The following is an 18,614-nucleotide window of genomic DNA, read 5'->3' on the forward strand; positions in this document are numbered from 1 at the left end:
GCCTGAGGGAGGCGGCCATCGGCCCCAAGGAGAGCCATGACCGTTAACAAAGAGAGCCTCACCGCCCACTACCGCCCCGTCATCCCGTCGGCCAGCACGAGCGCCATGCTCCACGTCACCGACGTGCGGCCCATGCCGTCGGTCTCCTGCGGCCGCGAGCCGGTGAGCGACGCCCTCTACGAGGGTTTTCGCAACATCGACGCCGTGGACCCGGCGCTTTACGAGCACTACGGGGTCAAGCGCGGCCTGCGCAACCCCGACGGCTCCGGCGTCGTGGCCGGCCTCACCACCGTGTGCGACGTCCACGGCTACCGCAAGGGCCCCGACGGCGTCGAGCCCGACGAGGGCGACCTCCTGCTGCGCGGCTACTCCATCGGCGACCTTGTGGGGGCCGCCGCCTCCGAGGGGCGGTTCGGCTACGAGGAGCTCGCCTTCCTGCTCATCAGCGGCCAGCTGCCCACCTACGCCCAGCTCGCGGACTTCAACGACCGCATCGACTCCCGCCGGGCACTCCCCGTGGGCTACCTCTCGCTCTTCCCGCGCACCACGGCCTCGACGTCCATCATGAACGTGCTCCAGCGTGCCACGCTGCTGCTCTACGCCTTCGACGACGACCCCGACGCCACGGACCCCCAGCACGAGGTCGACGTCGCCGTATCGCTGCTCGCCCGCCTGCCGCGCATCGCCGCCATCGCGAGCGCCGCGTACTCGGCCGAGGCCAACCAGTCCGAGCTCTCCATCCCGCCCATCGAGCCGGGGCTCTCCATGGCCGAGACGATCCTCCGGGTCCTCAGGGGCCCCGAGGGCTACACCCGCGAGGAGGCCCGGGTCCTCGACACCATGCTCATGCTCCACGCCGAGCACGGCGGCGGCAACAACTCCACCTTCACCTGCCGCGTGCTCTCCTCGTCGGGGACCGACCCGTACTCGGCCTACGCGGCCGCCATGGGGTCGCTCAAGGGGCCCAAGCACGGCGGCGCCAACTTCAAGGTGGGTCAGATGATCGACGACGTCTGCGACCACGTTGCGGACCCGTCGGACACCGAGGCCATGGAGGCCTACATCGCAAAGATCGCGGCGGGGGAGGCCTTCGACGGCACGGGGCTGCTCTACGGCATCGGCCACGCCGTCTACACCCTGAGCGACCCCCGCGCCGCCATCATCCGGCGCTACGCCGGGGCCCTGGCCGAGCACAAGGGCCTCTCGAGGAGGTTCCACACCATCGAGGCCATCGAGGACCTGGCGCCCGCCGTGGTCTCGCGGGTCCGCGGCACCTCCAAGCCGCTCTGCGCCAACGTGGACCTCTACGCGGGGTTCGTCTACGACATGCTGGGCATCCCCGCCGAGATGCACACGCCCATCTTCGCCATCGCCCGCCTCTCGGGCTGGGTGGCCCACCGCATGGAGGAGCTCTACGGCGCCGGCCGCATCATCCGCCCCGCCTATGTGGTGCCGTGGGCGTCCACCTGCCCGGTCTACGTGCCCATCGCCGACCGGGCGGGCGACGAGCCCCCGCTGCCGGCGCCCCTCGCCCAGTCGTCGCCCCACTAGGAGCCCCATGGCCATCGTCTTCTCCGACCTCGACGGCACCTTCCTCACTCCCGAGAAGCAGGTGCACCCCACCAACCTGCGCGCCCTGGAGGCCCTCGCGGCGTCCGGCGGCGAGTTCGTCGTCTGCACCGGCAGGCCGCTCGCGGGCCTTCCGGAGTCCCTGCGCTCGCTGCCCGGCGCCCGCCATGCCGTGTGCGTCAACGGCGCCGTGGTGGTGGACCTCGCCGCCGTGCGGGCCGGGGGCGACGGCGTCATCCACGCCACCCCCATGGGCCCCGGGAGGGCCCGCGCCGTCTACCGGGCCGTGCGCCATCTGGACATCGAGATAGACGTCATGGCCGACGGCCGCGCCTTCGCCGAGCGGGAGCGCTTCGACCGCCTGCACACCTACGGCCTGACGCCGGGGTTCCTCGACCAGATCCGCCGGTCGAGGACGGTGGTCGACGAGCCCCTGGACGAGGTGGTCGACGGCCTCGGCCGGGTGGACCGCCTCTCGGTGTACTACCACACGCCCGAGGAGCGCGACGAGTGCATCGCCGCCGTGGAGGCCGACCCGAGCCTCTCCTGGACCTCCTCGGAGTCGTGCAACCTCGAGATCAGCGACGCCGCGGCGTCCAAGGGCAGCGCCCTGGAGTGGCTCTGCCGCCACCTGGGGGTGCCCGTGGCCGACTCCGTGGCCTTCGGGGACGGCATGAACGACACCTCCATGCTCGCGGCCGCCGGCCTCGGCGTGGCCATGGCCAACGCCCAGCCGGGCGTCGCCCCCTTTGCCGACGCCTCCACGCGCCTCACCAACGACGAGGGCGGGGTGGGCGACTACCTCCTCCGGCTCCTCGGGGCCTGAGCCCCTCCTCTATCCCGGCCCATGGAGAACGGGGGCGCCGGCCACTGCAAGGCCGGCGCCCCCGTTCTCGTAAGGTCGCACAGGGCGGTCGCGGTCTAGTTCCTGCCGCGGCCGTGACGGTGTCCGCGGTGGCCCGGGCGCTCGATGCGCACGGGGCGGCCCTCCTCGTCGAAGACCACCTTGGGGTGCACGCCGGTGCGGTCGGCCGACTCCTCGCCGCCGATGACGTTGGCCTCGGTGTCGGCGATGACGTCGGCCATCTCGTCGGCAAGGTCGAGGGAGAGGATGTCGTCCTCGTCGTCGCCCTCCTCGGCCGCAAGGTCGGAGGAGAGGGAGAGGGGAACCCGCTCGAGCACTGTCACCGGCGCCATGCGGCTGAACAGGGGCACGTACTCGAAGAGCACGCCGGAGGTGGCCAGGCCGTACCACTGGGCCGGGCTGCCGCAGATGCGCCTGATGGCGTACTTGACGCTCATGACGGTGCGGTCCTCACCGGACAGCTCGGTCTCGGGGGTGAGGAGCTTGCGCAGCATCACGAAGCGGAAGTCGCCGATGGAGCCCGGGTCGCGGTAGATGGAGTAGCGGATGGGCTGGGGGGCCATCTCCTCGCTGCGGACAAGGTCGCCCACTACCTGACGGAGGTACGCGTTCACGCGCTGGTTGACCTTGAAGCCCAGGTGCAGGGTGCACTTGAAGACGAAGTCGGTGCCGAAGTCGTTGACGGTGTAGGCGTGGGTGAAGGGCTCGTCGGTCACCCGCACGGTCACGAAGAAGTAGCAGCGGGCACGCTTGGGGCGCTTGTCGAGGATCGAGTAGAGGATGTCTCGGTCGAGCATGTCGGAGCTGGCGTCGTTGGTGAGGAAGACCAGGTTGTCGGCGAGCATGGGGATGGTGTCGTCGTCGGACAGGCGCCTGAGCTGCGGGATGTAGCGGGCTACAGGCAGGAAGACCGACTGCGAGCGCTCGATGGCGCTGCCGCGGCGCCAGACGAACATGATGAAGAAGATGACGGCCGCCATGAGGATGGTGACGTAGCCGCCATGGAAGAACTTGGAGAGCGACGAGAGGAAGAAGGCGCCCTCGAGGGCCATGAAGAAGCAGGCGAAGATCACGGCGAGGCCGGTGTGGCGGCGCACCCTGGACAGGTAGACGGTGAGCAGCAGGGTGGTCATGAGCATGGTGAGGGTGATGGCCAGGCCGTAGGCGGCCTCCATGTTGTAGGAGGTCTTGAACAGCAGCACCACGCCGATGCAGCCGATCCACATGACGGTGTTGACCATGGGGATGTAGAGCTGGCCCTTGGTCTGGGAGGGGTAGGTGACGCGCAGGTGGGGCAGGAGGTTCAGGCGCGTGGCCTCGGAGACCAGGGTGAAGGAGCCGGTGATGAGGGCCTGGGACGCGATGAGGCCGGCCACGGCCGACAGCACCACGGCGAAGGCGCGGATGTCCACGGGCATCATCTCGAAGAAGGGGTTGAGCTCGGCCGTGGCAGCCAGCTCGGCGTTGCCGGCGTTGGCCACGATCCAGGCGCCCTGGCCGAGGTAGTTCAGGAACAGGCAGAACACCACGAAGGGCCAGGACGCGTAGATGTTGGAGCGGCCCACGTGGCCCATGTCGGAGTAGAGGGCCTCCGCGCCGGTGGTGGCCAGGAACACGAAGCCGAGCACGGCGAAGCCGGCCTTGTTGAGGGGGCCGAACAGGAACATGACGCCGCGCAGGGGGTTGAGGGCGCGGAGCATGTCGAGGTTGCCGACGAGGTTGATCGCGCCGGTGACGGCCAGGAAGAGGAACCACACGCACATGACCGGGCCGAACATCCTGCCGATGGAGCTCGTGCCGGCGCGCTGCAGGAGGAAGAGGGCGCAGAGGATGACGATGGTGATGAGCACCACGATGGTGGGGGTGTCGCCGAGGAAGGAGTGGCCCACCTCGATGGTGCGGAGGCCCTCGATGGCCGTGGTGACCGTGACGGCGGGGGTGAGGATGCCGTCGGCGAGGAGCGCCGCGCCGCCGATCATGGCCGGCAGGATCAGCCACTTGCCGCACCGGCGCACGAGGGAGTAGAGGGCGAAGATGCCGCCCTCGTTGTGGTTGTCGGCACGCATGGCTACCAGCACGTACTTGACCGTGGTGATGAGCATCACGGTCCACATGATCAGCGACACCGCGCCGATGATCATGTCCTGTGAGACGCTCGCGAGGCCGCCGTTGCCCGCGACGATGGCCTTCATCACGTAGAGGGGGCTCGTGCCGATGTCGCCGTAGACGACGCCCAAGGTCACGAGGGACATGCCCAGGGAGAAGGGGATGGCGCCGTGGCCCGCCTTCTTGGCGACGGCCGGGACGGTTGATGCCATGGTGACTCCAATCGAGGGATGGCAGGTGGAAAACTCACCTAGTCTAGCGTTGTTCCGCTGAGGTGGAAGTCCCTTTGTGCTGGGAAAACATCCATGGTTTCTACCCGGGACCGGTTGTTGCAAATCTGTGGCATTCGTGTGGCATAGGCCGTGAACATATCCGGGGATTACATGCGAGACTTAAAGCCAGCCAAAGGAGGTTCTTATGGAAAGGTTTTACATAGTATGGAAAATCGTAGCCCGTGACAGGAAGCTGCCTCTTGTGACTATGGCTGTGGCTTTGGCCCTCTTGATGCCTGCGATTGCTTCTGTTCCTGTGTTTGGCACTCCGTTTCTGCGTATGCAGGCAGAGAATCAGCTGAGGCAGGTAGAGGAGGAATGGTCGAATGGTTTCTACGATGGGATGACGCCAGAAGAGGAAGAGCCTTTCAAGGAGTTGCGGGCTGCCTTGAAGGAGGCGGTTTTCTCCCAAAGCGATGCGGTATTTTACTCATCGATGCAAAGGGCGAATGCCGTTGAGAGGGATCTGGCCGCGCAGGGAGCTCTTGTTTCAAGCGCAGGGCTGTTGGAGGGCTATCAGCTATTCTATGAGGCAATGGCGCAGGCCGGAGGGCCCCAGTCTTTTGATGTTGCGTCGAAAATGCCGGCGTTTGAATATGCGTCCTACGTATTCGGGACGACCCCGGCAATTATCCTCTGTATGCCGGTCTTAACGTGTGCGGCCGTTGCGGTTGGATCTTACAGGCAGGGCATTGTGTCCCTGCAGGCGCCCCGGCCTGTTTTGAATCTCTTTGTTTGCACTTTCGCCCCATGGGCTTTGTCCGTCGTAAGCCTCATTGTTTCCTTCCTCCCCGCTATGGTATGGATGGCCGCTTGCAATGGGTTGGGCGACCTTTCATATCCCATTGCTTTCATGCAGGGTGACCAGGCCATTTCCACGACAGTCGGGGAGTCCCTCTTCGTATCCGCGACCCTTGTACTGCTCGGTTCCCTCTGCCTGTCGGCCCTCATGGCCCTCCTTGGCATGTGGTCGAGTGTTTTCGTTGGTTGCTTGGTGGCCGGTGCGATTGGGCTGCTCCCTAACATTGGGCTGTACGGGGGTGCAGTGCCTGAGGACATCCTTGCTCTGTGCGTCAGCACATATCTTGCTCCCGGGATCTTGTGCGGATATGCGGGGTGCTTTAGCGCTGCCGATTCCGTCTTATCAGAAGCACTGTCTCCTTTTCCTTTGTGTTTTGTGGCATTTGCGCTGCTGATTGTTGCAGCTTCTCTTGTGGGGGCAGCGGCATGGGCACTACGTCGCGTCTATAGGCTATGGCTGACCGAAAGGTGGACCCATGCTTGAGGTTTCTAATCTTGCGGCTGGTTATGGATGGAGCCCTGTTTTCCGCAATATCTCATTTCGCCTGCGTCGAGGTGAGGTGGTTGGCCTTGCCGCGCCTAATGGAGTGGGAAAGACGACGCTTATGCGTGCCCTTGCAGGGGATGTGCCCGCTGGGAAAGGCTCCGTCGTTGAAGCGGATGGACAAAAGCGGCTCCCAGGGCGCTCTCGGCGCTGGCCCGTGTACTACTCGGGATGGCAGCAGGTGACTCAGCGGTGCCCGTTGAGCGCCTTTGAGCTTATGGGCCATGCGGCGGGGTGTTGGGGTTCGGATGCGTGCACTGAAGCGATTGGAGACCGATTGGGCGTCCTCTCGTTTTGGAAGAGGCCGCTTCGCTCCTACTCGCAGGGCATGATTCAACAAACACTCCTTGCGATGGCATCGGCAACGGAAGCGCCCTACACGCTCCTCGATGAGCCGATGAACGCCTTGGATCCCCTGCGAACGAAGCAGGCTGAGCTTGAAGTGCGTGCTATGGCACGTGCGGGAAGGACCGTCCTCATTTCCTCCCATTTGCTCGAGGGGCTGCAGCGCATATGCGATCGCGTCCTCTTTCTCCATTGCGATGCCGTTGAGGAGGTGAAGGGAAATGTGGACTTGAGGGAAGGATTTTTCAGTTGCTATGAGACGAGCAGAGAGTAAGGGGTTGGACATGCGGATGAGTAAGAGGGGCATCGGCCTGCTGGTGGCCTTGTTGGCAGTCGCGATCTTGGGTTTGGGCGCCCCGGCCCAGGCCCAGGCGGCCGTGAAGCAGCCCGATCAGGTGCAGACCTATACTGATGAGGTGATTGACACCTTTAAGGAGTTCACCTGTGGCCTTTTTCGCGTTGATCGGTATGATATTAAATATAAAAGGATAACATACCAGCGCACATACTCCTCTAAGGACACGGTGATCGATTATTACAACGGATGGTATAACGGCTATCAGGGTCAGATTTCTCAGCACAAGCTAATCTATACGTTGAGGTAGTGCTGATCGTTTAGTTAGGTAGGGGGCGAACGCCCCCTACCTTGTGCGCGAAGGGAAGCGCAGTGGCACTGATTTATCTCGCAGATGACGAGCGTGAGGTGCGCGAGATTCTCAATCGCTTTCTTGCTGCAGATGGCCACGAGGTTCTTGCTTTCGGTTCCGGCTCCGAGTTTTGGGACGTGTTCTCCAGAACGCCTTGCGATCTTGCAATACTCGATATAATGATGCCCGGGATAGACGGCATCGAGCTGCTGGCTCGCATCAGAGGCTCGTCTCAGGTGCCTGTTGTCATGGTCAGCGCCAAAGATTCGGACGAAGACTATTGCCGTGGCCTGGTATTTGGTGCCGACGATTACATTACGAAGCCGTTCAAGCCAACGCTCCTGGTGGCAAAGGTGCGTTCGATACTCCATCGGATCGATGTGAGGTCACGGGATCTTGGTGGAATGCCTAAAAGGTGGGGCAACCTCGAATACTGCGCTCGGACGAGAACCTTTTCTGTGGACGGTATGGAGCTTGCCCTGACGGCTCAAGAGCATCAGCTCCTTCTCTTCTACTTCAAAAAATTTAACGTACCGGTCTCTCGGGACGAGTTGTCCCGAGAGGTCTGGGGCTCTGAGCCTCTTCCTGCAAGTCGTGCCATCGACGAGGCTAATCGCAGGCTCAGGCGCCGTCTCTTAGCGGCTGGTAGCACCGTGTACAACCAGACGGTGTGGGGACGCGGCTACCGTCTGACCTATCGGGAAGGGGAGGGGCGGCTGTGACCGTGCCGAGCAACCATCCGGGCCTGCTTAACCGTGCGGGCATGGTGCTGGGGGTCGTTGTGGCGCTCATTCCCTTCCTGTTTGTGGCTGCCCAGTGGTGCATGCTGCAGGACCTTGCTCGCCGTGCCCTTTCGTCGGGAAACATCGGTTTTTTTCACAATGGACCGGTCGCTCCCGAAGTGTGGCTCATCTCTCTCGACCCGTCTCTTCAGCCGTCATCGAAGCCCGAGGGGTACGTGGGCGTGCTCTCGGCTGACCTGCTGGAGCATGTTCGAAGTGAGGCACATCGACTTGAGCCAGGCGAGATGTCCTCATATGTCAGGGGCGACGAATGCTTTTTCTTTACGCCCGAGAAGTCCGCCAATCCCAGTGAGACGGACTATAAGCCTGCTGGTGTTCTTGTGGCAGACGCGAGCGTGGCATGGGCGCTTGCGAGGTTTTCCGGAGGGGTCATTGCTTTCCTTTGTTTTGGCGTTGACGTCTTGCTCTGGATGGGCGTTCGATATATGAAGTCTCAGTTGCAAAGAGCTGAGTTGGCAAAGAGGGACTTCTTTGCCAATGCTTCGCATGAACTTAAGACGCCCCTCATGGTTATCGGAGCGCACATCGATGCCGTACGTGCCCAGCATGAGAGCTTTGACGATGCGGCCGCCGGTATCGACAGGGAACTGTCGCGGTCAGAGCGGCTCGTGGGCGACATCCTCCTCCTCTCCAAGGCGGATGCCGGAATGGTTGATGTTTCAATCGCATCTTTCGATGTCCGGGAGACGCTCTTCGACGTAGTGCGCTCATTGGGCCCAGAGGCTCGTTCTCGCGGAATCGAGCTTTCCCCTGTGAATCCCACGCCTCTTGTCCTGGGTTCTGACGAGGATAAAGTTGCGACCATTCTGTTTAACGCAGCTGTAAACGCGCTCCGTCATGCGGCGAGCGTGGTGAGGGTAGGAATGACGGTCCAAGAGGAACAGATCGAGCTTTTCGTTGAGAACGACGGGGCAGCTCTCGGGAACCAAGAGAGGGAGCATCTGTTTGATCGTTTTTACAGTTGCGATGCGGGAGGTACCGGCATTGGTATGGCGCTTGCAGCTGACTATGCCGAACGGTTGGGCGCGAAGCTGACCGCTGACTCAAGCAAAGGTGGGACTCGTGTGAGCCTTTGGTTACCAAGAACATGGGCCTCAGAGCACCTCCGCGCGCCCTGAGGCCCACTGCATCAGTGGCGGTTGCCGCCCTCGCGGCCCTGGCCGCGGCGGTTGTTGCCCGAGGGGCCTGCGCCGCGCGGGCCGCGGCGGTCGCCGCCCTTGAACCCGCCGCGGTCCGATCCGGGCCTGCCGCCCTTGAACCCGCCGCGGCGGTCGTCCTTGCCGCCATGGCCGCCGCCCCGCCGGTCGTTGTCGCGCCCGTCGCGCCCGCGGAAGCCGCCGGGCCTGCGGTCCGTGCGGCCGTCTGAGCCGTGACGGCCGTCCCGCCGGTTGCCGCGCCCGTGACCGTCCCTGCCGCCGCCAAAGCCGCCGGGCCTGCGGTCGCCGCGGTACCGGCTGTCGGGGGCCCGCTTGCCGGCGTGGTCGCCGCGGGCCTTGCGGGCCTCGATCTCGGCACGCTTCTCCTCGCTCATGGGCTTGCGGCGCACGATGTAGACATGGTGCACCTTGGAGTTGCGCTCGAAGTCGTGGGGGATGGTGCGCTCGGTGACATCCTCGACGGTCACGCCGCAGCGGTCGAGCTTCTCGACGTCGGGCGTGAAGTCGCGCAGGTTGCAGCTGAACAGGCACACGCCGTCGCGGGTGAGCAGGCGGGAGATGCCGATGAGCAGCTCGGAGTGGTCGCGCTGGACGTCGAAGCTGCGCTCGCCCATGGAGCTGGAGTTGGAGAAGGTGGGCGGGTCGCAGAAGACGAGGTCCCAGCGGTTGCGGGTCTTGCGCTGCTCGTCCACCCAGCGCAGGACGTCGGCCTTCACGTACTCGTGCTCCTCGCCGTCGAAGCCGTTGCGCTGCATGTTGCGGCGGGCCCAGTCGATGTAGGTGTAGGAGAGGTCCACCGTGGTGGTGTAGCCCGCGCCGCCGTCGGCTGCGTAGACGGTGCCGGTGCCGGTGTAGGCGAACAGGTTGAGGAAGCGCTTGGACCCCCTCATCTGCTTGGCCATCTCGCGGATCTCTGCGCGCACGTCGCGATGGTCGAGGAACAGGCCGCAGTCCAGGCGGTCGACGAGGTTGATCTCGAAGGTGAGGCCGCCCTCCTCCACGAGCTTGCAGCCCTCGGGCAGCTCCACGCCGTCCACGTAGCGGGCCTTGGGCTTGCGGGCCGGGCGGCCGGGGACGTTGCGGGCGAGCTCGCGGGCCTTGATGGTGCGGGTGATGTCCTCGGGTGCCGCGTACTGCGAGCCGCCCTTGGCCTTGTGGCGCACGCGCAGGGCCACGTCGCGGCCGCGCACGCCGAGCACCCGGGGCGCCACGGTGAGCACGTCGATGAGGCGGCGGCGGGCCTTCTCGGGGTCGATCTCGGACGGCGCGGCGTACTCGGAGACCACGAGCCAACGGCCCGGCGTCTGGGGCGCGCCGCGGAAGAGGTCGATGGCCACGTTGTAGTCGGGGAGGTCCTGGTCGTAGACGCGGTAGCAGGTGACGTCCTCGGCCTCGGCCCACTTGGAGCGCTCCTTGGCGTCCTTCTCCAGGCGGGCGGCGAACTGGTCGGTCACCGGCACGAGCACCGGCACCTCGGAGCCATCCTTAAGGGTGACCGCCGCCGGGGGATCCATGGCGATGTCGGCGTAGCCGCGCAGGTAGACGTTGTTCTTGCCCATGAGCGACTCCACCTCGTCCTCGGGCTCGATGCCGAGGAGGGCGTCCAGAGCGCCGTCGCGGGCCAGGGTGCAGGCGGGCGTGCCCTCGGGCAGGCCGGAGCAGAGCCCGGTGAGGTAGGAGAGGGCTTCGGCCTCGCGGGCGGCCTCGTCGGCGTGCAGCCAGGCGAGGTCCACGGCCACGAGACGGTCTTCGGTGAGCTCGGCCCCGGCGCGGGAGACCTCGCGGGCGGGCACGACCACCGGCTCGCGGTCGATGCCGGCGGAGTTGAGCAGGGCGCGGCAGTCGGCGCCGAAGCCCTCGCGGGTGTCGCTCACCACGAGCACGAGGGGGTTCTTGGCGCCTGCGGCGGCGCGGCGCTCGGCCTCGTTGCGCACCTGCGACCAGCTGCGCTCCGAGTGGCCGAGCCACCGGGAGAAGCCCCAGCGCACGCGGAGGAGCCCCGGGGCGCGGTCGAGGGCCACCGATGCGGCCTCGACGGCCAGGGTACCGCCGCCGGAGAAGGCCACGCAGACGGAGGGCATGGGGCGGCGCACGGTGCGCCACCAGCCGGCGAGCTCGAGCACGGCCGCGGCGTAGTCGGGGCGCTGGGGCGGGATGGCGGCGCGGCGGGCGGCCTTCTCGTAGCCGCGGCGGAACAGGGGCTCGCCGCTCATGTCGATCCCCATGGTGGCGTGGCCCTCGCGGATGCGCACGCGGATGCGGAGGTCGGGGTCGTCGGTGTCGACGTTGGGACGGGTGCCCTTGGCCGCGAGCATGCGGTCGACGACGGCGTCCTTGACCTTCTGGCTGGTGAAGAGGGTGTTGTCGAGGCCCTCCATGGTGCCGGAGGTGTACACGGCGAACGTGGCGCCCACGGGGAGGTGGTCCTCCCACGGGATGGCGGCGGCGAGGTCGTAGAGGGTCTCGGCACCGGTCACGGGGCCGGACTCCACGACGGCGACGACGGAGCTGGCGATGCGGCTCCATAGGCAGGCGACGTATGCCCACTTGAGGGGACCCTCGAAGCCCACCTGACCCTGGAGCGGGCGCACGGAGGGCACGCCCAGGCTCTCGAGCTCTTGGGCGAGGAGGTGTTCCAGACCGGTGGGGCAGGTCGCGTAGAATCTCATGGTGCGCCTCTCTTGGGTTGTCAAGCAAAGTCAACCCATGCTACCGCTTGCGGCGTCCCGGGTGGGGGCGGGGCGGCGCGACCCCATGAAATAAGGCGGGACCCAAAGGCAGCGGAAAGCACGGGCGCCGGGCGCCCGGTACCCGCGCTCAGCGCGCCCAGGGGTGCCGACGAACGTCAAACCTACCGACACAGAGGGGGCGGCACGTGTGGGTGCCGGCCCCTCTGTGTCGGTGGCTTTGACTGTCCGCCGCTACTCCGAGGCGGCCTCGAGCCCTTCCTGCACCTGGCGGCGGAACTCCTCCCCGCACTTGACGAAGGTCTCGTAGCCCAGACCCTCGGACATCTCGCTCTCGATGGCGATCGAGGGGTCGTCCTTCTTCCTCATCACGAGCGTGTAGGTCCACTCCTCTGGGCAAATGATCTCCATGGCTGCTCCTCAGCAAAAACTAGAAATATATGAATACAATTAAATCACGTGATTACCAAAACGCGGTCCCGGGGCGTGGCTTTTCGGACCGACAACGAGCCCAAGGGGCCGTATTGGAGTGTGGAATCTCCAGGACGGCCCCTTGGGCTCACTGCGGTCTTTCGATGAGTGCCGGGAGGCCCCTCGGTGAGCGGTATGGGCACGCACGAAGCTTCCGTGTGCGAGAATCCGCGCACCGAGGGGCTCGAGGCCGCTCGCCGAAGCCGCTCATCGAGGGGCCAGGGGGTCCGGCTGGCTCCCGGCCCTACGCCTCGATGAGGGAGAGGTAGCGCTCGCCGGTGTCGGGCAGGACGGCCACGATGACGGCGCCCTCCATGTCCTCGCGGTTGGCGAGCTCCACGGCGGCGGACACCGCGGCGCCGGCGGAGATGCCCACGAGCAGCCCGAGCTGCTCGGCCAGGCGGTCCTTCATGGCGATGGCGTCGTCGCCGGTCACGGCGAGCACCTTGTCGACCACCTCGGCGTCGTAGTTGTCCGGCACGAAGTTGGCGCCGATGCCCTGGATCTTGTGGGGGCCGGCCTGGCCGCCCTCGAGGACGGGGGACTCGGCGGGCTCCACGGCAAAGACCTGGGCGGAGGGCTTCATCTCCTTGAGGAAGCGGCCGGTGCCGCTCACCGTGCCGCCGGTGCCCACGCCGGCCACCAAGGCGTCCACGGCGCCGTCGGTGTCGCGCCAGATCTCGGGCCCGGTGGTGCGGTAGTGGGCCAGGGGGTTCTCGGGGTTGGAGAACTGGCCCATCATCACGGCCCCGGGGGTCTCGGCCACGATCTGCTCGGCGCGCTCCACGGCCCCGGCCATGCCGGTGGCGCCGGGTGTGAGCTCGATCCTGGCGCCGTAGGCCGCGGCGAGCTTGCGGCGCTCCACGCTCATGGTCTCGGGCATGACGAGGACCATGCCGTAGCCGCGCTCGGCGGCCACCATGGCCAGGCCCACGCCGGTGTTGCCGCTGGTGGGCTCCACGATGGTGCCGCCCTCCTCCAGGGTGCCGTCGTTCTCGGCGGCGTCCACCATGGCCCGGGCCACGCGGTCCTTCACGGAGCCGCCGGGGTTGGCGGCCTCGTACTTGCCGAGCAGGGTCACGTCGCCGTCGCAGAGGAACGACAGGTCGATCAGGGGGGTGTCGCCGATGGCGGCGCTGACGCTGGTTGCGATACGCATGCTTTCCTCCAAAGCCGGTGCAAGGTGGCCGGTCGGCCATGGCTATAATCCTACCCCTTCTCAGGTATTAAATCCCGCCGGGAGCGGACTCCATGGTAGACCGCCAAAAGAAAGGGCCCCGCGGACGGGGCCCGGATGGGGGGCTGGACGGCCCGTGGGCGTCGAAGGCTACGCCAGCATCTCCGCCATGTCGGCCTCGGGCGTGGTGATGCCGCGGATGCCGAACCGCTCCTGCAGGATGCCGAGGACGTTGGGGCTCACGAAGGCCGGCAGGTCGGGGCCGAGGTAGATGTCCTCGACGCCCAGGGCGAGCAGGGTGAGCAGCACGCAGACGGCCTTCTGCTCGTACCAGGAGAGGACGAAGGACAGCGGGAGCTCGTTGACCGAGCAGCCGAAGGCCTCCGCGAGGGCGAGGGCCACCTGGATGGCGCCGTAGGCGTCGTTGCACTGGCCCATGTCGAGGATGCGGGGCAGCCCGGCCACCTCGCCGAGGTCGAGGTCGTTGAAGCGGTACTTGCCGCAGGCGAGGGTGAGCACCACGCTGTCGGCAGGGGTCTCCTCGACGAAGCGGGTGTAGTAGTTGCGGCCCGGCTTGGCGCCGTCGCAGCCGCCCACGAGGAAGAAGTGGCCGATGGCACCGTCCTTCACGGCCTGCACGATGGCGCCGGCGTTGTCGAGGACGGTCTTGCGGCCGAAGCCGCAGGTGACCTGGGTGCCCCCGTTGACGCCGGTCATCCCGTGGCGCTCGGGGTAGCCCCCGAGCTCGATGGCGCGCTCGATGACGGGGGTGAAGTCCTTGCGGCCGCCCCCGTCGGCGTCGATGTGGGTGCAGCCGGGGTAGGCCACGACCTCCGTGGTGAAGACGCGGTCTGCGTAGGAGTCCTTGGGGGGCATGAGGCAGTTGGTGGTCCAGACGATGGGCGCGGGGATGTCCCTGAACTCGCGCTGCTGGTTCTGCCACGCGGTGCCGAAGTTGCCCTTGAGCTGCGGGTGCTCCTTGAGCCTGGGGTAGGCGTGGGCGGGGAGCATCTCGCCGTGGGTATAGACGTTGACGCCGCGGCCGTCGGTCTGCTCGAGGATCTGCTCGAGGTCGCGGAGGTCGTGGCCGGTCACCACGATGAAGGGCCCGGGCTCGACGGCGAGGTCCACGGTGGTGGGCACGGGGTCGCCGTAGGTGGAGGTGTTGGCCTCGTCGAGCATGGCCATGCACTCCAGGTTCACGCGGCCGCACTCCAGCACGAGGTCGAGGAGGGCCTGCCGGTCGTCGGTGGCCGAGAGCCCGTAGAGGGCGCGGAAGAAGAAGCCGTCCACGGCCTGGGACCGGGCGCCGAGCATGGCGGCGTGGTAGGCGTAGGCCGCCATGCCCTGCAGGCCGAAGAGCAGGAGGCTCTTGAGGGAGCGGACGTCCTCGTCGGCGTTCCAGACGAGACCCATGTCGTAGGCGGGGTAGTCGGCGGCGTCCAGGCCGTGGCGGGCGCTCACATGGTCGATGCGCTCACGGATGGAGGCGATGAGGGCGTGCACGGCGTCGTCGTCGAAGCACACGTTGGTGATGCAGCAGAACAGCCCCTCGACCATGGGCAGCGAGGCGTGGGCGCAGGGGGAGGCCACACCGGCGTCGTGGACGCAGCGGGCGTAGGCGACGAGGTAGCCGGTGAGCTCGTCCTCGAGGTTTGAGGTGGTGGCGTGCTTGCCGCACACCCCCTGGTGCCATCGGCAGCCGGTGCCCCCGGCGGTCTGCTCGCATTGGAAGCAGAACATCTCGTGGGGCAGGGCGGCGGCGAGCTCAGCCTGGATCTCCTCGGTCTCCTGGGTGGTCATGGGGCTCCTTTCGGGGTGGGTGCCTGATGGGCCATACCCTAGGCCGTCGGCCGGCCATGGTATGTTGCGATTGCAACATAACGAGAAGGCTGAGGGGGACCCAAAATGGTTGAGAGCCGGCTGCTGGCGGGGGTGGGGGAGGGGGACCTCGACCGTCTGGCCCAGATGGTGGGCTTCTCCCTCAGGGGGTGCGCGCAGGGGGAGCGCCTCCTGTCGCGGGGGGACGTCGGGGTGTGGGCGGGCCTCGTGGTGGAGGGGCGCGTGCGCATGGAGGCCGCGGACGGCCTGGGTCAGACCGCGGTGATCGGCTGGGCCGCCCCGGGCGAGGTCTTCGCCGAGGCCTACGCGGTCCTTGGGGACGAGCCGCTCATGGTCGACGTGGTGGCCGACACCGACGGCCGTGTGCTGTGGTTCGACGCCGCCCGCCTCCTCGAGCTCTCCGGCGACCCCGTCTGTGCCCCCGTGGCCCGCAACCTCTCGGAGATCCTGGCCCGGCGCAACGTGGGCCTGTCGAGGCGGGCCCTCCATACGGCGCCCCGCACCATCCGGGGGAAGGTCATGGCCTACCTGACCGCCGCCCGGGAGGCGCGGGGGGTCGGGGAGGGGGAGTGGTTCGAGGTGCCCGTGGGCCGCCAGCAGCTCGCCGACTACCTCGGGGTCGACCGCAGCGCCCTCTCCCGGGAGCTGGGGCGCATGGCCAGGGAGGGGCTGGTGGCGGTGGCGGGCCGGAGGTTCAGGATAGGGGGCTGAGGGGCGAGGGATCCCTAGACGCAGGCCGCCGAGATGGCGTCCTTGAGCTCGTCGATGCCCTGGCCCTTCTCGGCCGAGGTGACCAGGACCGTCTCCGGGTCGATGTCGAGCTCCCGGGCGATGAGGGCCCGCTGGCGCTGCTGCTGGGCGCGGCTGAGCTTGTCGGCCTTGGTGAGCACCACCACGAAGGGGAAGCCGCCCTCCTTGAGGAAGCCCACCATCTCGTGGTCGAGCTTCTGGGGCTCGTGGCGGATGTCCACGAGCGAGACCACGAGGTTGAAGCTGCGCTCCTGGTCGAAGTAGCCGCCGATGAGGTCGGCCCAGCGTCTCTTCTCCGCGGCGCTCACCTTGGCGAAGCCGTAGCCCGGCAGGTCCACGAGGTAGATGCCGTCCACGTCGTAGAAGTTCACCGTGGCCGTCTTGCCCGGCTTGGAGCTCACCTTGGCGAGGGCCTTGCGGCCCACGAGGCGGTTGATGAGCGACGACTTGCCCACGTTGGAGCGCCCCACCACGGAGACCTCGGGTCGCTTGGCCTCGGGGATCTGATCTGGGGTGCCATAGGCCGCGCAGAACCGCGCGTGGGTGAAGTCGATCTTTTCCAAGGGTCCTCCCGGGTCGTCGCCTTGGGCCATGATACCCGCTCGGCCGCCTCAGGCGGTGCGGCCGCCCCCCCCCGAAGGCCCTGCAAATGCCGGACTCTTCTGTAAAAAAGGTGCGCGACCCTGAAGAGTGCCCAAAGCGGCAACAATCCATCTTGATAAACATAGAATGGGGCCAACCAGACGGCTGAACCGGGTTTGAACGCCCGTTCGTGACCCCTCAAACGGAAAGAGGTTTCCATGGACACCAAGATCCAGGAGCGCGCGCAGCTCTGGAAGGAGAACGTCGACGAGCCCGAGCTCGCCGCCGAGCTTGCCGACCTGCTTGCCAAGGACGACGACTCCATCGTCGACGCCTTCTACCGCGACCTCGAGTTCGGCACCGCCGGCCTCCGCGGCGTGCTGGGCGTGGGCACCAACCGCATGAACGTCTACACCGTCTCCCAGGCCACCCAGGGCCTGGCCGACTACCTCAACGCCCATTGCGAGAACCCCACCGTCGCCATCATGCGCGACTCCCGCAACAAGGGCGACGAGTTCGTGAAGGCCGCTGCCGGCGTGCTCGCGGCCAACGGCATCAAGAGCTTCGTTGCCCCGCGCATCGAGCCGGTCCCCGTGCTCTCCTTTACCACCCGCCACCTGGGCTGCGACGCCGGCATCGTGATCACCGCCTCCCACAACCCCGCGCCCTACAACGGCTACAAGGTCTATGGCCCCGACGGCTGCCAGATCGCAAACGAGGCCGCCGACGAGATCCAGGCCTCCATCGACGGTACCGATATCTTCGCCGGCGTCCGGTCCATGGACTTCGGCGAGGCGCAGGAGAAGGGCCTTGTCGAGTGGGTCGGCGACGACGTCATCGACGCCTACCTCGACGCCATCCAGACCGTCTCCGTGCCCGGCTGCGTGGCCGAGGACGGCTCCTTCAAGGTGGTCTACACCCCGCTCAACGGCAGCGGCCTCGAGTGCGTCACCAAGATCCTGTCGCGCGTTGGCATCGACAACGTCGTCGTGGTGCCCGAGCAGAGGGAGCCTAACGGCGACTTCCCCACGTGCCCCTACCCCAACCCCGAGATCCGCGAGGCGCTGCAGAAGGGCCTGGAGCTCTGCGACGAGGTCAAGCCCGACCTCCTGCTGGCCACCGACCCCGACGCCGACCGCGTGGGCATCGCCGTGCCCCACGACGGCGACTACAAGCTGCTCTCCGGCAACGAGGTGGGCGTCCTGCTCGTCGACTGGCTCGCCCGCCTGAAGCAGGAGGCCGGCGAGGACGTCTCCCGTAAGGTCGTCGTCTCCACCATCGTCTCCTCCGCCATGCCCGACGCTTTGGCCGGCAAGTACGGCTTCGAGATGCGCCGCGTGCTCACCGGCTTCAAGTACATCGGCGGCCAGATCGACATGCTCACCTCCAAGGGTGAGGGCGACCGCTACCTGCTGGGCTTCGAGGAGTCCTACGGCTACCTGGCCGGGACCCATGCTCGCGACAAGGACGCCGTGGTCACCTCCATGCTCATCTGCGAGATGGCCGGCTGGTACGCCAGGCAGGGCAAGGACCTCTACGAGGCCATGGACGGGCTCTACCGCGAGCTCGGCTTCTACCTCAACGGCGTGGTCAACGTCACCTTCGAGGGCGCTGCCGGCGCCGACAAGATGGCCCGGATCATGAAGGGCCTCCGTGCCCAGCAGCCGCTGACCATCGCCGGCTACGACGTCGAGGGCTGCACCGACTACGCGGGGTGCGTTGAGATGCCCATCCTCAACAAGGACCCCGAGGACCCCGCGCAGACCCTGCCCGCGGCCAACGTGCTCGAGTACCGCCTCGCCGGCGGCCACAAGGTCATCGTGCGCCCCTCCGGCACCGAGCCCAAGATCAAGGCCTACCTGTTCACCACCGGCGCCACCCGCGAGGACGCCGAGGCCGTCCAGGACAAGCTGGCCGTCGCCGCCAAGGAGAGCCTGTTGGCCTAGGAATCCCTCCTTCATCTGCATCAAGCGCACCTGAAAAAGGCTGAGGGCGA

Annotated in this window: 15 protein-coding genes; 9 read left to right on the plus strand and 6 right to left on the minus strand. The window is 66.7% G+C overall.

All coding sequences use genetic code 11. From position 1 onward, the window contains the following. Positions 1 to 36 precede the first annotated feature (36 nt). Both OR600_RS03290 and OR600_RS03295 read left to right on the plus strand, forming a co-directional pair. Positions 37 to 1,551, plus strand: a complete 1,515-nt coding sequence (locus OR600_RS03290; protein ID WP_204407800.1) for a citrate synthase — start codon at positions 37 to 39, stop codon at positions 1,549 to 1,551. A gap of 7 nt (positions 1,552 to 1,558) precedes the next feature. Beyond that, positions 1,559 to 2,395, plus strand: coding sequence for an HAD family hydrolase (locus OR600_RS03295; RefSeq protein WP_265590643.1), 837 nt, complete (start codon positions 1,559 to 1,561; stop codon positions 2,393 to 2,395). Positions 2,396 to 2,490: 95 nt separating this feature from the next. Here OR600_RS03295 and OR600_RS03300 read toward each other — a convergent pair whose 3' ends face one another. Continuing rightward, positions 2,491 to 4,752: a KUP/HAK/KT family potassium transporter gene (locus tag OR600_RS03300; protein WP_251164289.1), complete on the minus strand. Its 2,262-nt coding sequence runs from the start codon at positions 4,750 to 4,752 to the stop codon at positions 2,491 to 2,493. Positions 4,753 to 4,957: 205 nt separating this feature from the next. On the opposite strand from OR600_RS03300, the gene OR600_RS03305 reads away from it, so the two are divergent. The 5 genes from OR600_RS03305 (at position 4,958) to OR600_RS03325 (ending at position 9,070) form a co-directional block, all read left to right on the plus strand. Continuing rightward, a complete protein-coding gene (locus tag OR600_RS03305) occupies positions 4,958 to 6,097 on the plus strand; it encodes a hypothetical protein (RefSeq protein WP_135977753.1) in 1,140 nt (379 codons plus the stop codon). Continuing rightward, entirely contained in the window at positions 6,090 to 6,776 is a 687-nt protein-coding gene (locus tag OR600_RS03310; protein WP_265590644.1) for an ATP-binding cassette domain-containing protein, read from the plus strand. The genes OR600_RS03305 and OR600_RS03310 overlap by 8 nt, the downstream gene beginning before the upstream one ends. A gap of 10 nt (positions 6,777 to 6,786) precedes the next feature. Beyond that, complete coding sequence (locus OR600_RS03315; protein WP_135977751.1) at positions 6,787 to 7,107, plus strand: hypothetical protein; 321 nt, start codon at positions 6,787 to 6,789, stop codon at positions 7,105 to 7,107. A gap of 62 nt (positions 7,108 to 7,169) precedes the next feature. Continuing rightward, complete coding sequence (locus OR600_RS03320; protein ID WP_168354005.1) at positions 7,170 to 7,871, plus strand: response regulator transcription factor; 702 nt, start codon at positions 7,170 to 7,172, stop codon at positions 7,869 to 7,871. Continuing rightward, entirely contained in the window at positions 7,868 to 9,070 is a 1,203-nt protein-coding gene (locus tag OR600_RS03325) for a sensor histidine kinase (protein WP_265590645.1), read from the plus strand. The genes OR600_RS03320 and OR600_RS03325 overlap by 4 nt, the downstream gene beginning before the upstream one ends. 11 nt (positions 9,071 to 9,081) lie before the next feature. On the opposite strand, the gene rlmKL is transcribed toward OR600_RS03325, so the two are convergent. The 4 genes from rlmKL to hcp all read right to left on the minus strand — a co-directional run bounded on the left by rlmKL (position 9,082) and on the right by hcp (position 15,247). Next, positions 9,082 to 11,778, minus strand: a complete 2,697-nt coding sequence (rlmKL, locus tag OR600_RS03330) for a bifunctional 23S rRNA (guanine(2069)-N(7))-methyltransferase RlmK/23S rRNA (guanine(2445)-N(2))-methyltransferase RlmL (protein ID WP_265590647.1) — start codon at positions 11,776 to 11,778, stop codon at positions 9,082 to 9,084. Between the two features lie 252 nt (positions 11,779 to 12,030). Beyond that, entirely contained in the window at positions 12,031 to 12,207 is a 177-nt protein-coding gene (locus OR600_RS03335; RefSeq protein ID WP_168354004.1) for a hypothetical protein, read from the minus strand. 304 nt (positions 12,208 to 12,511) lie between these two features. Beyond that, complete coding sequence (gene cysK / locus OR600_RS03340; RefSeq protein WP_265590648.1) at positions 12,512 to 13,426, minus strand: cysteine synthase A; 915 nt, start codon at positions 13,424 to 13,426, stop codon at positions 12,512 to 12,514. Positions 13,427 to 13,594: 168 nt separating this feature from the next. Then, positions 13,595 to 15,247 carry a hydroxylamine reductase gene (gene hcp / locus OR600_RS03345; protein ID WP_265590650.1) on the minus strand — a complete coding sequence of 551 codons (1,653 nt, stop codon included), beginning with the start codon at positions 15,245 to 15,247 and terminating at the stop codon, positions 13,595 to 13,597. A gap of 105 nt (positions 15,248 to 15,352) precedes the next feature. Here hcp and OR600_RS03350 point away from each other — a divergent pair, with 105 nt between their 5' ends. Then, positions 15,353 to 15,997 (plus strand): Crp/Fnr family transcriptional regulator, encoded by a 645-nt coding sequence (locus tag OR600_RS03350; protein WP_135977746.1) that lies wholly within the window; start codon positions 15,353 to 15,355, stop codon positions 15,995 to 15,997. A gap of 14 nt (positions 15,998 to 16,011) precedes the next feature. Here OR600_RS03350 and yihA read toward each other — a convergent pair whose 3' ends face one another. Then, the gene (gene yihA, locus OR600_RS03355) at positions 16,012 to 16,629 is read right to left on the minus strand and encodes a ribosome biogenesis GTP-binding protein YihA/YsxC (protein ID WP_265590651.1); all 618 of its coding nucleotides are present in this window, start codon (positions 16,627 to 16,629) and stop codon (positions 16,012 to 16,014) included. Positions 16,630 to 16,836: 207 nt separating this feature from the next. Between yihA and OR600_RS03360 the strand changes: the two genes are divergently transcribed. Continuing rightward, a complete protein-coding gene (locus OR600_RS03360) occupies positions 16,837 to 18,564 on the plus strand; it encodes a phospho-sugar mutase (RefSeq protein ID WP_265590652.1) in 1,728 nt (575 codons plus the stop codon). Positions 18,565 to 18,614: the final 50 nt, after the last annotated feature.

Source organism: Granulimonas faecalis, from assembly GCF_022834715.1.
GTDB classification, from domain to species: Bacteria; Actinomycetota; Coriobacteriia; order Coriobacteriales; family Atopobiaceae; genus Granulimonas; species Granulimonas faecalis.

What these genes read in the sequence shown, in the direction of transcription:
- OR600_RS03290 (WP_204407800.1), top strand. Translation starts at nt 37, where the DNA reads ATGACCGTTAACAAAGAGAGCCTCACCGCCCACTACCGCCCCGTCATC.
- OR600_RS03295 (WP_265590643.1), top strand. Translation starts at nt 1,559, where the DNA reads ATGGCCATCGTCTTCTCCGACCTCGACGGCACCTTCCTCACTCCCGAG.
- OR600_RS03300 (WP_251164289.1), bottom strand. Translation starts at nt 4,752, where the DNA reads ATGGCATCAACCGTCCCGGCCGTCGCCAAGAAGGCGGGCCACGGCGCC.
- OR600_RS03305 (WP_135977753.1), top strand. Translation starts at nt 4,958, where the DNA reads ATGGAAAGGTTTTACATAGTATGGAAAATCGTAGCCCGTGACAGGAAG.
- OR600_RS03310 (WP_265590644.1), top strand. Translation starts at nt 6,090, where the DNA reads ATGCTTGAGGTTTCTAATCTTGCGGCTGGTTATGGATGGAGCCCTGTT.
- OR600_RS03315 (WP_135977751.1), top strand. Translation starts at nt 6,787, where the DNA reads ATGCGGATGAGTAAGAGGGGCATCGGCCTGCTGGTGGCCTTGTTGGCA.
- rlmKL (WP_265590647.1), bottom strand. Translation starts at nt 11,778, where the DNA reads ATGAGATTCTACGCGACCTGCCCCACCGGTCTGGAACACCTCCTCGCC.
- OR600_RS03335 (WP_168354004.1), bottom strand. Translation starts at nt 12,207, where the DNA reads ATGGAGATCATTTGCCCAGAGGAGTGGACCTACACGCTCGTGATGAGG.
- cysK (WP_265590648.1), bottom strand. Translation starts at nt 13,426, where the DNA reads ATGCGTATCGCAACCAGCGTCAGCGCCGCCATCGGCGACACCCCCCTG.
- hcp (WP_265590650.1), bottom strand. Translation starts at nt 15,247, where the DNA reads ATGACCACCCAGGAGACCGAGGAGATCCAGGCTGAGCTCGCCGCCGCC.
- OR600_RS03350 (WP_135977746.1), top strand. Translation starts at nt 15,353, where the DNA reads ATGGTTGAGAGCCGGCTGCTGGCGGGGGTGGGGGAGGGGGACCTCGAC.
- yihA (WP_265590651.1), bottom strand. Translation starts at nt 16,629, where the DNA reads ATGGCCCAAGGCGACGACCCGGGAGGACCCTTGGAAAAGATCGACTTC.
- OR600_RS03360 (WP_265590652.1), top strand. Translation starts at nt 16,837, where the DNA reads ATGGACACCAAGATCCAGGAGCGCGCGCAGCTCTGGAAGGAGAACGTC.